Source organism: Sorangium aterium (assembly GCF_028368935.1).
Lineage (GTDB): Bacteria > Myxococcota_A > Polyangia > Polyangiales > Polyangiaceae > Sorangium > Sorangium atrum.
This window is the reverse complement of record NZ_JAQNDK010000001.1, coordinates 2312278-2325603: the sequence shown is the minus strand read 5'-3', so window position 1 is coordinate 2325603 and position 13326 is coordinate 2312278. Positions and strand designations below refer to the sequence as shown.

General features: G+C 68.4%; 5 protein-coding genes. 2 read left to right on the top strand and 3 right to left on the bottom strand.

The features are described 5' to 3' along the window. The first annotated feature begins 374 nt into the window (after window positions 1–374). Window positions 375–554 carry a hypothetical protein gene (locus POL72_RS08270; protein ID WP_272094490.1) on the top strand — a complete coding sequence of 60 codons (180 nt, stop codon included), beginning with the start codon at window positions 375–377 and terminating at the stop codon, window positions 552–554. 227 nt (window positions 555–781) lie between these two features. Here the strand turns inward: POL72_RS08270 and POL72_RS08265 are convergent, their stop codons facing one another. Both POL72_RS08265 and POL72_RS08260 read right to left on the bottom strand, forming a co-directional pair. Beyond that, a complete protein-coding gene (locus tag POL72_RS08265; RefSeq protein ID WP_272094489.1) occupies window positions 782–2131 on the bottom strand; it encodes a family 43 glycosylhydrolase in 1350 nt (449 codons plus the stop codon). Between the two features lie 1487 nt (window positions 2132–3618). Then, window positions 3619–9702, bottom strand: coding sequence for an AAA family ATPase (locus POL72_RS08260; RefSeq protein ID WP_272094488.1), 6084 nt, complete (start codon window positions 9700–9702; stop codon window positions 3619–3621). Window positions 9703–10194: 492 nt separating this feature from the next. Between POL72_RS08260 and ltrA the strand changes: the two genes are divergently transcribed. Then, window positions 10195–11484: a group II intron reverse transcriptase/maturase gene (gene ltrA, locus POL72_RS08255; RefSeq protein ID WP_272094487.1), complete on the top strand. Its 1290-nt coding sequence runs from the start codon at window positions 10195–10197 to the stop codon at window positions 11482–11484. Window positions 11485–11489: 5 nt separating this feature from the next. On the opposite strand, the gene POL72_RS08250 is transcribed toward ltrA, so the two are convergent. Beyond that, window positions 11490–12737 carry a putative metal-binding motif-containing protein gene (locus POL72_RS08250; RefSeq protein WP_272094486.1) on the bottom strand — a complete coding sequence of 416 codons (1248 nt, stop codon included), beginning with the start codon at window positions 12735–12737 and terminating at the stop codon, window positions 11490–11492. Between the last annotated feature and the right edge of the window lie 589 nt (window positions 12738–13326).

Genomic DNA, 13326 nt, shown 5'->3' with positions numbered 1-13326 from the left:
GCACGATCCCGAAACAGGCGGCAGCGCATCGAGGGGCCCGACAACAGGGCGGCGAGCGAAGGAGAATCCCGCGGCGCTGCGCCGCCAGGCCAGGCGCCGACCCCGATCGGTGATGCCGCGGGCCCTTCACCGCGGGCGACGCGACGGCGGAGGGCGCCCCGTTGGGCCACACCAGAGCCGCCCTCGGCGGCGAAACAGGCGGAAGCCATGAGAATCGCTACTGTTTCCAGCAACCGCTCGCCATCCACCGGTGTTTCTGGCGGGACTGTTCCGCGGGGGCGAACCGGTGCGAGCCGTCGCCTGCCCCGGGATTTTGGCAGCGTGTGATGACGGATCGCACCCCCTCGGACGGCATGGGCCCAACCCGGGCCCAAATGTCAAACGCCGGGCCTGGGGAGCTTGCCCTGACCGAGCCGTCGCCTCGGGAAGCCGTGGTCGCCTCGCTCGCCAGCACCCTGAGCCGCGCCGTCGCCCTCGGAGATGCGGTGGCGGCCCGGGTCGTTCACGAGGCGATCGGTCGGCTGCTCGGGCTGCCGGTGGCACCGGAGGGGTGAGCATGCCTGGGCCGAACGTCGAGCCCGCCGCTCGCGTGGACTCCGCTGCGGGAGCCTTGCCGCTCGCCAGCGCCCGCGGGCTCTGCTGAGATCGCCCGCGCGCAGTGGCCGCATGCCAATAAGAGCACGTGCTGTGCCAAGCTCGCCATGTTCGGTTTCCTCCGACACCAACGCAGCAGTGCCTTGGCGGCCACATGGCTTGGTGTCGACCCATTGAAAGAAGTTCCTCAGTCGCTGGCCGCGATCAAGGTGAAGTCGTCCACCTTCACGGTCTGTCCGCTGCTCGTCACGCCGAACTCGACGCGGCCGTCGCTGACGGCGATGTCGCTGATCGTCACTCGGCTCCAGCTCGTGCTCTCGGGAATCGGGGCGATCTTGCCGGCGCCGCCGTAGTTCTGGATGTAGAGCTCCGCTCCCGCACCATTGCTCTTGGCCCAAACCTCGAGCGTATAGGTGCCGTTCGGCAGGTCCGCTACGCTCTGGCTCAAGCTCGCCGTACCGTTCAGCTGCCAGGACCATCTGCCCGTGCGTCCGTCCTGGGAGTTCGAGCCGTTGCTGGCGGACCAGCCAACGGGCGTCGAGACCGTGATCCGATCCGCCTCGAACGTTGGATTGAGAACCCAGTTGTTTTCGAGCGCGACGGCCCAGCGCCCCGTCGTCGCATTCAGCGTCCACGCGCTGAGCGAGTGAAAGTACGGCTCTCCTCCCCGGAAGCTGAGCGGCACCCACTGGTTGAAGCCAATCCCATTACCAGCAAAATCCGCCCAGCGATCTCCCGCGTAAATGATCGTGGTCTGCTCCGTGCCGTAGACGTGGACGAAGAAGCCGGTTTGCGTCACATGGCTGTAGTCCAGCTCGGTGTTCTTCATGACGAACTCTTCGCTCCATGGTCCGCGAATGTTCGTGGCAGAGACGCAATACGTTGCCGACGTGTTCCAGCCGTGCAAATCCGAGGAGCAGAAATAGTAAGTCCCCTCGTGCTTGAACATGCAATTCCCCTCGCGGCCGCCGCCCCTATAGACAGGAATGGCTTGCTCCACTTGCAGGAAGTCGGACGCTCGCAGCGGCGAGATGTAGCGATTCGATCGACCTTTTTGGCTCGAGCTGATCATATAGGCCTGGCCGTCGTCGTCCTGAAAGATGGTTTGGTCGCCGGTTCCACCGTTGGCGATCCCGGGCGGGTTCGCCTGAACGTGCTCGTAGACGAAACCACCCGCCGGGGAGTCGCTGGTCGCGAAATACACCGAATTAGCATCACCACCGACCCATGCCTGGGCGACCAAGACGTACTTGCGCGTGTTCTCGTTGTACGCGACGCCCAGCCGCCCGAACCAACTCCCCACGTCGGCGGGTTTATCCGTAGCTTCGTGCTTCCAGTTCACGAGGTCCTTCGAGGAGTAGGTGGTGATCCCCTCGAATGTCGTGTCGCCGTTCTTGACCGGATTATCGACGTACGAGCGCGCACCACGGTACTGCACCCCGTACCAGTAATACGTGTCGCCGACCTGAAGCACGCCTCCACCCTGCGAGTAGATGGGAGTGCCGGACGTGTCTTTACAAAAGGTATCGTTGAACATGGTCGCGCCGCCCAGACCGCCGGAGCCGCCTCCCGACCCGGAAGCGCCTCCGCTCGCCGAGGTACCGCCGGCTCCTACCGTGCCTCCTCCTCCGGAGCCCGAATTACCGCCGGTGTTCGTCCCGCCGCTCCCGGTCGCGCCCGTGCCACCAGCGGGCGAGCCCGTGCCACCGGCGGGCGAGCCCGTGCCATCGGCGGGCGAGCCCGTGCCACCAGCGGGCGAGCCCGTGCTCTCCGGTCCGTCGGAGCCACAGGCTAGAGTGGGGCCACAGGCTAGAGCAAGGAGCGCGAGCGCGGCCGCGGGCAGTCGCAATCCAGAGAGCTTCCTCCGCAGGGCTTGATTGAAACCAGAATATTCCAGCATCTCGGCAAGTCTCCGATCGGGCTCGACGTGAGAATCCCGTCACGAGTCACTAGTTGCGTCGGGCGTTCGAAACCGGTCACCGGTTTCAAGGATGGCTGCTCGGGCTCGAGGCGCTGCTCTGGCGAACATCGGCTGACGTGAGCGTGCCGGTGCCGGCGAGCCGTTTAGGTGCCGGGACCAGGCACCTCGCTGGTACCGCTGCGCAAGAACGCGTATTGAAAGCCTCTTCACAGGGGTACTCCCCCGGAGCGCAAGTATTCTTCGATGATCTTGGGTGCCTCGGGCACCGAAGTCACCTCGTCCCGCAGGCTGTGGAGTGAAAGCGGCCCCCTCGATGCATGAATAAGTTACTGATACAGCGTCACGCTTCCAGGAGGGATGCGGATCGCGTAAGGTTCTCTATATCAACCAGCGCGTGCAGCGTGGCCGTACGGTGGGACCGGTGATGCCGCGAGCCCTTCACCGCGGGCGACGCGGCGGCGGAGGGCGCCCCGTTGGGCCACACCGGAGCCGCCTTCGGCGGCGAAACAGGCGGAAACGACGAAAATCGCACCTGTTCCAGCGACTGCTCGGTATCGACCGGTTTCTCTGGCGGGACGATCTCGCGGGGGCGAACCGTTGCGATCGGTCGCTTTCCCCGAGATTTCAAGGGAGCGTGACGACGGATCGCACCCCCTCGGAAGCCATCGTCCCAACGCGGGCCCAACGAATAGGCGTTTGCAGGACTGCGCCTGAGCAGCTCCCGCCGACTGACCCGTCGCCTCGGGCCGCCGTGGTCGCCTCGCTCGGCAGCACGCTGAGCCGCGTCGTCGCCCTCGGGGATGAGGTGGCGGCCCGGGTCATTCACGAGGCGATTGGTCGGCTGCTCGGCCTGCCGCCAGCACCGGAGAGGTGAGCAAGCTCGCGCCGATAGTCGAGCCGGCCGCTAGCCGGGAATCGCCGCCGAAGTCTTACAGCTCGCCGGTGCCCGCAGGCATCGCCGGGGAGGGAGTGTGCTCTCGGCGCCACCCTCCTCGGCAGTGGCGCGGGCGCGGAGGTCAAGGAGCACGGCTGCAGTGTCCAGGGCCACGAGGAACTCGGGCGAGCGCGGCGGCTCCCGGGGCGTACAAATGTAGAAAGTAGGGCTAGGCCGGCGCGACACCGCGCTCCTCCGCCTCCGGCGGGTTCAGCGGGAGCTCCACCACGAACGTCGCGCCGGCCCCCGGCTTGCTCTCCACCCGGATGGATCCGCCGTGCGACGCCACGATCGAGCGTGCGATGTAGAGCCCGAGGCCGAGGCCGCCGAAGTTGCGCACCGACACCGCGCGCTCGAAGCGCTCGAAGATCCTGCCCTGATCGGCCGCCCCGATCCCGATCCCTTCATCCCGGATGATGAGCAGCGCGCGATCGGCCTGCCGCCGCGCGCCGACGAGGATAGGCCTGCCTGCGCCGTACTTCATCGCGTTCGATAGGAGATTGATGATGACCTGCTCTATGCGAGACGGATCCCAGCACCCGACCACGGGCTCCTCCAGCTCGAGCTGCGTCCGGCAGTGGGACGCCGCGAGCTGCGGGCGCATCCGCTCGACGACCTCGCTCGCCAGCGCCGCCAGATCGACCGGCGCCCGCGCGAGCGCCAGCCGCCCGGCGTTCAGCCGCGTGACGTCGAGCAGCTCGTCGACCAGGCACCCGAGCCGCGACGTCTGGCGGCCGAGGATCTGGAGCATCGCCTCGATCCGCTCGGGGGGGAGCTCCGCGAGCGAGCGGCGGCGCAGCAGGCGCTCGACCGCCTGCACCTGCATCTGCAGCGAGGTCAGCGGGGTTTTGAGCTCGTGAGAGGCGACGACGAGGAACTCGTCCCGCCGCTGGATCGCCTCCTGGGCCTCGGCGAACAGTCGGGCGTTGTCGAGCACGAGCGCCGCGCGGCACCCCAGCTCCTCGGCCAGCCGCAGCTCGGCGGGGCCATAACGGCGCTCGGGCGCCGTCGCCAGCAGGGTCATGACGCCGAAGTACCGGTCGCGCGCGGCCAGCGGGACCCGCAGGAACGCATGAACGCCGAGCTGCTCCCAGAGATGCCTGACCCGCGGGTCGAGCGAACCCACCTGCTGTAGCGGCGGCGTGACGCGGCCCTCTTCGCCCTCGGCTCCGGCCGGCGACGCCGCTGCCAGAACGCGCAGCGCGTTCTTCAGCGCGTCGAGCTGCTCGCTGGGCACCCCTGCCGCGACCGTCCAGCCCGGCGTCCTGCCCTCGAGGAGCACCTCGATGACGCACTGATCCGACAGCTCCGGCACCGGGAGCTGCGCCACGCTCTCGAACGTCGCGCCGTAGCCCAGCGTCATCAGCTTGCAGCTCGCCTCGGCCAGGAAGCGCACGGCCTGCTCGGTCCGCTTGCGCTCGGTGATGTCGGTGGAGATGCCGCCGATCGCGCGGGGCGCGGGCCCCTCGCCGAGAGGGAATTTGACCGACAGGAAGGTGTGCGGCCCGTCCTCCAGCGGGATCTCCTCCTCCCACTCCATCGGCGCGCCCGCCTCGATCACCTTCCGGTCGTGGTCTTGGATGGCCTCGGCCATCGGAGCAGGGAAGAGATCAGCGTTGGTCTTTCCGAGGATCTTCTCGCCCGGCAGGCGCAGAATGGTGCCCACGTGCCGGTTGGCGAGCAGATGTCGGCCGTCGCGATCCTTGATGTAGATAGCCGCCGCCGAGTTGTCGACGATGGCCTGGAGCATCTCCTGATTGGCCTTGAGCGCCTGTTCCGCTCGCCGCCGCTCGGCGTTCTCCTGCTCCAGCTCGGTATAGAGCAGGGCGTTCTCCAGCGAGATGGCCGACTGCGAGGCGAGCAGCTCGATGACGCTGAGCCGCCCGGGGGTGAAGGTGCCAGTGGCGAGGTTGTTCTCCAGGTAGAGCAGGCCGAGCAGCCGGGCCTCGCGCACGATCGGGAGGCACAGCACCGATCTCGGGCGCTTGCGCCGGAAATACTCGTCCTCCATGAAGGGGTGCCGGGCGGCGGCGTCGTCGAGCAGCACGCGCTCGTGGCTCCGGCGAACGTAGTTGAGGACGGACTGCGGCAGCGCGGCCGACTGCGCCTCGTCCGCATCGAGCAGCCGCACCGCGCCCCCTGGCGTCTCGATCGCCGCAGCCCACAGGCGATCTTCCCGGACCAGGAGGACACAGCCTTCCTCGGCGCCCGCGTGCTCGACCACGAGGCGAAGCAGCGTCTCGAGCAGGCGCGGGATCTTGAGCTCGCCGGAGATGCTCTGCGAGGCCTTGACCACCGGCAGGACGTCGAACTGCTCGGCCCGTACGGCGAAGGTGACGGTGGGGGCGATCGGCTTGCGCGGGGCGAGGTGGGGGTAGCGCTGATCGAGCTGATCCACCTTGGCGTGGGCGCCCCACGTGACGTAGGCGGCGCGGGCCTCTCGCAGGTGGGCGCCTTCGGACGTGGAGAGGCCGCGCGCGCGGTAGAACCGAGCGGCGAGCTCGCAGGCGATGGCCTCGTGCTGGACGAAGCCGCCCTGCCGCGTCGCCGCGATGGCCTGCTCGTAGAGCCGGATGGCCTCCAGCTCGTGCCCCCGGAGCCGGGCGATCTCGGCGCGGACCAAGGCGTGCTTGTGGAGGAAGTTGTCGGGGCCGCTCCTGGCCCACTCGCCGAGCTGCCGCTCGCATTCGAGGAGCCGCTCAGGGAGCGCCTGCGGCGGGGAGGGCTCCGCCTCGTGCGCCTCGTGCGGCTCGTTGAAGAGGGCCGCGAGCGCGAGCGCGAGATAGTAGAAGTTCTCGGCGATGAGCGGGTACGGCGCGATCCTGAAGGGGTGCTCGACCATCACGCGGGTCGCCGCCGCGGACGCCTCTCTGGGAGAGCCGAGGACGAAGAGCGCCTGCGCCTTCAAGCTGTAATAGAGAGCGCGAGCCCCCTGCAGATCCTCCTCCTCCAGCTGCGCCTCGAAGGCCGGCGGATCCAGATCGGACCCGTCCAGCATCGAGAAGCGGACCGGTCTCCCGCGCAGCGTCTGGATCATGGCGTGGTCGCAGAGGAGGGCGATGTGCGCGAACGCGTAACCGGCCCTGCGCACGAAGCCCAGGCGCTCGTCGACCTCGCGGAGCACGTCCTCCAGCGGCTCGCCAGAGAGCAGCCGGAACACCGCGGCCCAGAGGCAGCTGAAGCACGCGTTGTTCAGATCGCCGGACTCGACCGCGGCGCTGAAGCCGGCGCGCGTGTACGGATACGTCTCTCTGTAGTGGCGTGTCCAGAAGACGACATGCTGTCCGAAGAGGTTGAACACCACCGATTTCGTGGTGAGGAGGCCGCTCCTGTCCGCCAGGTCGTGGCCGAGCTTGCCGAACCGATAGGCCTCCTGGTATCGCCCGAACGTCGGGCCGATCACCCTCGCGAAGGCAGTGTACGCATACGCGGAGCTCTCGGCGCTGCCGTGGCGCAGGCTGAGCTTGACCATGCGCAGGACGACGAGGACGTGCAGGTCCGGGTCCACGAAGACCGCTGGGAGGACCATACGCTGCAGCACGCCCATCGTGATCTCGATCTCCGGGTCCGTCATGGGGGGCAGATGGATCAGGTCCTCGATGACGCGGTCGCCCAGGGCCTGCCAGACGCTCTCGGTCTCCCTGTCAATCTGTGCGCCGGCGGGGTGGAGCGGCAGATCGATGTCGCAGGCGCGGAGCCACGAGAGGCCGATCTCTACCGCGCGGGCGTATTGCCCGCGGGTCTGGTAGAAGGCAACGGCGAGCTCGACGGCGGCGGCCGTCTCGCGCCGGGTCCTCGCGCGCTCCATGAGCTCGTCCAGGAACCGCTCGACCTCGTCGAAGCCGCCGGTGATGTACGCGACGTGCGCGCGCTCGAAGGTCAGCTCGAAGGTCAGCTCGTGCTGCGTCTCCCAGGAGCCCAGCGCGAGCAGCGAGAGGCCCGCGGCGAAGAGCGCGGCGGCGGTCTGGAAGGCCGCGGCCGCCTTGGCCTTCCTGCCGGCGCGCAGGTTCAGCGCCGCGACCTCGTCCCGTTCCGCCTGGGAATGCAGGAGCGCGGCGCCGCGGTTGAGATGGCCGACGACATCGAAGAGCGCCTCGTCGCGCTCCTCCGCGCGCTGCGCCGTGAGGAGCAGCCGCCCGATCCCCAGGTGCATCTCGGCGAGCTGTCCCGCCGGGATGAGCGAGTAAGCGGCCTGCTGTACCCGGTCATGGAGGAATCGATAGGCCGAGCCCCGGCGGAGCAGCAGCCCCTCCCGCACGGCCTCCTCGAGCGCGTCGCGGAGCTCCGCCGCCGGACGGCCCGCGACCACCGCGAGCGTGTCGAGCTCCAGGCTGCTGCCGAGGCACGCAGCGAACTTGAGCGCGTCCCGCGTCGGGCCCGAGAGCCGCTTGAGCTTGCCCGCCATCAGCTCGCCGACGTTGTCGGTGAACCCCTTGTCGCGGATCGCGGCGATGTCCCACCGCCACCTGGCCTCCTCCGCGTCGAAGGCGATGAGCCCCTCCTGGTGCAGCGCGATCAGGAACTGGAGCACGAAGAACGGGTTTCCGCCGGTCTTCTCGTAAACCAGCTGCGAGAGCGGCCCGACCTGCTCTGTGGGCGCGTGCGGCGCGTGGACCGCCTCGGCGACGAGCGCCGTGACGTGGGCCGCGGAGAGCGGCTCGAGGACGAGCTCGGAGACGGTGGCGCCGCGCTTCCGCGCCTCGGCCAGCGTGAGCCGTAGCGGGTGCGCGGGGCCGACCTCGTTGTCGCGGTACGCGCCGATCAGCAGCAGGTGCGCGGGCCCGGTGTAGGTGGCGAGCTGCTCGAGCAGCTGGAGGCTGGCCGCGTCGGCCCACTGCAGATCGTCGAGGAAGAGCGCCACGGGGTGCTCCTTCTGGGCGCACGCCGCGACCACGCGCTGAAGCGTCGCGAGCAGCCGGCTCTGCGCCTCGGCGGGCGGCAGCTCGGGCACGGGCGGCTGCGGGCCAAGGAGCAGCCCGAGCTCGGGGAGCACGTCGGCGAGCAGCCTGCCGTGCGAGCCAAGGGCCTCCCGGAAGCGCTGTCTCCAGCGCTCGACCTGCTCCTCGCTCGCGCCGAGGATCTCCTGCAAAAGCGCCCGGAACGCCTGATGGAAAGCGCGGTAGGGGACGTCCCTCGCGGTTTGATCGAACTTGCCGGCGAGGAAGAACCCCCGCTGCCTCACGATCGGCCGGTGCAGCTCGGCGACCAGCGACGACTTCCCGATGCCCGAGTAGCCCGACACCAGCACCAGCTCTGGCCGGCCCTGCGCCACCACCCGCTCGAACACGGCGAGAAGCGCCTCCACCTCGCGCTCGCGCCCGTACAGCCGCTGCGGCACCTGGAACCGGTCGGAGACGTCGCGCGCCCCGAGCGCGAAGGGCGCAATGGCGCCGCTCGTCCGCCACCTTGCGAAGCACTCGTCCAGATCGTGCCGCAGGCCGGCCGCGCTCTGGTAACGCTCCTCGGCGGCCTTGGAGAGCAGCTTGAGCACGACTTCCGACAGGAGCGGGGGAATCGACGGGACGAGCGCGTGCGGCGGGACCGGCTTCTGGGCGATGTGGCAATAGACCCACTCAACAGGATCACTGGCCCGGAACGGCAGAGCGCCCGTCAGCATCTCGTACAAGACGACGCCGAGGGAGTAGAGATCGGTCCGCTCGTCGATCCAGCGGTTCATCCGGCCTGTCTGCTCCGGGGCCATGTAGGCCAGGGTCCCCTCGATGAGTCCGACGTGCTCGAGGTGCTGGAGCTCGCGGGGTACCCGGGACGCAATCCCCAGGTCGGTGATCTTCACCTCGCCGGTGGCGGGGTGGAGGAGCAGGTTTTGAGGCTTGATGTCCTTGTGGACGACGCCGTGTCGATGCAGCGCGCTGAGCGCCTCGACCAAACGGACGGCGACGGGAAAGAAGCGCTCGAGAGGTAGAGGTATCGGCCAGTCCTGGAGCCGATCGAGCGACACGCCGCCGAAATCCTCCAGGACCAGCGCCGGCTGACCGCCGAGCGTCTCGAGCGCATAGGGCTTGATGATGGCCGTGGTCTCGAGCGCCCGGGCGACCTCGTACTCGTGGCGCAGCCGCTCGAGGGCGCGAGGGCTCGCGTGGTCGCGCCGAAGGACCTTGAGCACCACGGGAAGGCCGTCGTCTTCGCGCACACCCCGGTAAAGAAGGGTGTCTGAACCCTCGTAGAGGACCTCGATGATGGCGTAACGGGACGAAGCCCCTGGATCGGAGCAGACGGGAATGGTGGTGTCCACAGGAGCCCTGCTGCGGGAATGTGCGATGCATGCTGCCATAATCGGCGCGCGTCGCCATCGCTTTGAGCGGGCGAGGCGCCGAACATCATCCATTTTCCCATCTTACGCCCGCGGATCCCCAGCGCACACGCCGCCCCCCACACCGCGGCCCCCTGTCGATGGCATCGCGGCAGGATCTGCCCCGCACGCTGGCTCGCAGACGCCGTCGCCGTCCACCACTCGACCGAGCTCTCATGCAGCAGCGCGCGGAAGCGCTCGATCGTCGCCTTCGTGGACGGTGCCCAATGCATCGCCCGGAGGATCAACGACAAGGTCAAGAACGCGGGCGGCGGAACCTCAATCCACCCATTGGGAACACCGAGTGGGGAGCTTGATGATGCATAAAAACACGATGGTTGGCTGTTTCCGCACGCTCTCCGTAGTGGATATTCGCCCGACCTCGCTCCGTGTCCTTGATGCACCTCGGACCGTGACACCCCAATCATCGAGGCGGTGCGAACGAACGTCATTGCCGGCGAGGTCCTCGAGAGCGCCCACCTGCACCGCGCCCCTACCTCCAACCAACGGAATGCGGCACCCGGAGTCGACGGGGTGACGTGGGAGCAATACGCGGGCAACCTAGAGGACAACCTCCTGGAGCTGCATGCGCGATTGCACAGTGGGGCGTACCGGGCAAAACCGTCGCGGAAGTGTACATTCCGAAGGCAGACGGGGGGGCAGCGGCCGCTCGGCATAGCCTCGTTGGAGGAGAAGATCGTCCAGCGAGCCGTCGTCGAAGTGCTGAATGCCATCTACGAAGCGGATTTCCTCGGCTTCTCGTACGGATTTCGGCCGCGGCGCAGCCAGCACCATGCGCTGGATGCCCTCGCCGTCGGGATTCGTCGATGCAAGGTGAGCTGGTTCCTTGATTCCGACATCCATGGCTATTTCGATGCCATCGATCACGGGTGGATGGTGAGGTTTCTCGAGCACCGAATCGCGGACAAGAGGATGCTGCGTCTCCTCCGGAAGTGGTTGAGCGCAGGAGTGATAGAGGGTGAGGAGTGGACGAGGGGGGAGGAGGGTACTCCGCAAGGAGCAACGGTTTCACCCTTGCTGGCGAACATCCATCTCCACTATGTCCTCGACCTGTGGGTCCAGCAATGGAGGAGCCGGTATGCGCGCGGGAGCGTCATCATCACGCGTTTTGCGAACGACTTCGTCGTTGGATTCCAGTACCGCACGGACGCCGAGCGGTTCCTGCAAAATCTCCGCGAGAGATTGCGGAAGTTCGCGCTGGAGTTGCACCCCGACAAGACCCGCATCCTCGAATTTGGGCGCCACGCGGCGTCCAATCTACAGGAGAAGGGTCAGGGAAAGCCGGAGAGCTTCAACTTCCTGGGCTTCACGCACATTTGCGGAAAGACTTGGATGGGGAAGTTTCTCATCGTACGGCGAACCATGCGGGAGCGGATGCGGAAGAAGCTGCACGAGGTCAAGGCCGAGCTGCAGCGGCGCCGACATCACCTCATCCCCGAGCAGGGGAAGCGGCTGCGAAGTGTAGTGCAAGAACATTTCTTGTATTACGCCGTACCGTCCAACGGTCGATCGTTGCAGTGGTTCCGTACCCAGGTGACCCGTCACTGGCATCGCGCGCTCCGCCGCCGAAGTCAGCGTGACCGCACCACCTGTGCACGGATGCAGCGCCTCGCCCAGCGCTGGATCCCCCTTGTACGCATTCTGCATCCCTGGCCAGACGAGCGCTTCCGCGTTAAAACTCGAGGCAAGAGCCCAGTGCGGTAGTGACCCTACCGCGCCGTGAACGCCCTCCGCGGGCGCCGCGACGCGAGGAGGGCGAGCGGCGAGAGGAGCAGCAGCCGCCACGGAGACCCGCCCCGGGGGTCGACGGCGCAGCTGCCGCCGCGATCGCCCCCCTCGTCGGGCGCGCCGCCGCCGGAGGCCCCGGAGGCGCCCGCGCCGGTGCTCCCGGGGGCGCCGCCGCCGGTCCCGCGGCTGCACGTGCCGTTCGGGCAGCCCTCGCCGGGCGCGCAGAGGCCGGGATCCTCGTCGGTCTCGCCGTCGCAGTCGTCGTCGAGCGCGTTGCAGGTCTCGGGGCTCGGCTCGCCGGGCGTGCACGACCCGGGGGTGCACGCGATCGACTCGCGCGCGCACATCCCGACGCCGCACACCTCGCGCACCCCCTCGTCCACGCGGCCGTCGCAGTCGTCATCGATCAGATTGCACGTCTCGACCGCGTCTGGGTGCACGTCAGGGGCCCTGTCGTCGCAATCGCTCGAGCTCGGCGCGTAGCCGTCGGGGGGGCACTTCGCCTCGACCGTCGCCCCGAAGCGCGACCCATACCCGTCGCCGTCCGCGTCTTCGAATTGCGTGGTCACCGCGAGGTCCTCGTCGACCTGACCGTCGCAGTCGTCGTCGATCCCGTTGCAGGCCTCGCCCTGCTGGGGGTGGACGTTGACGCTGTAGTCGTCGCAATCCCCGCCCCGCGGAGCGTGCTCGGGAGCGTGCTCGGCGGGCAGGGCGCAATCGACCCTGGGCACGCCGGAGTCGCCGTATCCGTCTCCGTCGCGGTCGAGGTAATACGTCGCGCTTTCGCACCCGTACACAAACGCGGTGTTGGCGGCCGACGCGCCGTCGCCGCGCGGGTCGTTGTCGCCGTTGGCCGAGACGGCCCACACGTCGACGACGACCCCGCCCGGCGCTCCCGGCGCGATCCACTGCGCGTCGAAGCGGACGACCCCGCCGCTCGCCCGCTTCGGCGCGCTGTGGACGAGCTGGCGGTCGTCGATGAGGTGAGTGCCTTGACCGTCGATGGGAGAGAGACGGCCTGTCCCGGTGCGGAGATAGATGCCGCCGGCGCTGATGTTGGCGGCCTGGATCTGCACCTCCAGAGTCACCGCCTCGCCGGCCGCCGGGTTCTTCGGGCTATGGTCGATGGTGATACCGGGCGCCGCGCCGCCGCCATGGCAGCCGTGGCACCCGTCGACCGCCGTCCCGCCGCGGCGCGCATGGGCCTCCGATGCGATCAGCGTGGTCAAGAGGGCCAAGCTCACCGAGAGGACCGGTGAAGAAAGCGATGTACTTCGCATGCGCCTCGCCGCGCAGCTAGGGCTCGCGAGCTCCGCGCGCTCCGCTGCGACGCTCAGGGATAGCCGCCCGCAATGGATGCGACAAGCGCATACGCGCAGAGCGAAACGTCGCGCTGCGACCACCCAGCGCGGCGGCTGTCCGCGCTGCCGGGACAGCGGGGGTTGCGGAGCATCCTGCCGTCCGGCGCGGTGCGTTGGCGCGTCAGATGAGACGGGCGTGTTGCGGCCTTGTCACGTCGCAGACGACACGGATCCGGCTCGTCGCCGCTCAATGGATCTCGGCAGCGACGGCACGAGGGCGGTTTGACGACGATAGTCCGCGTCACCCGCTCAGGCGGCACAAGTTGGCGGGCGTGCCCTGCGCCCCGGCTACCGGTTCCGACCTGGCGTGCTCCTCAGCATCGAGCTCTGACGGCGGGGCACTCAGGTCCCGATCGAGCGGGCTGTCGTTCGGCGCGAGCTGCACCGCGGCTTCCTTCCTGGGTACAAATCTACGCTCCGAGCGACAGCTCCGGTCCCCGCGCGAGAAATTCGGACA

Coding starts and splice junctions, on each gene's coding strand:
- POL72_RS08265 (WP_272094489.1), bottom strand. CDS start 2,131: ATGTTCAACGATACCTTTTGTAAAGACACGTCCGGCACTCCCATCTAC.
- POL72_RS08270 (WP_272094490.1), top strand. CDS start 375: ATGTCAAACGCCGGGCCTGGGGAGCTTGCCCTGACCGAGCCGTCGCCT.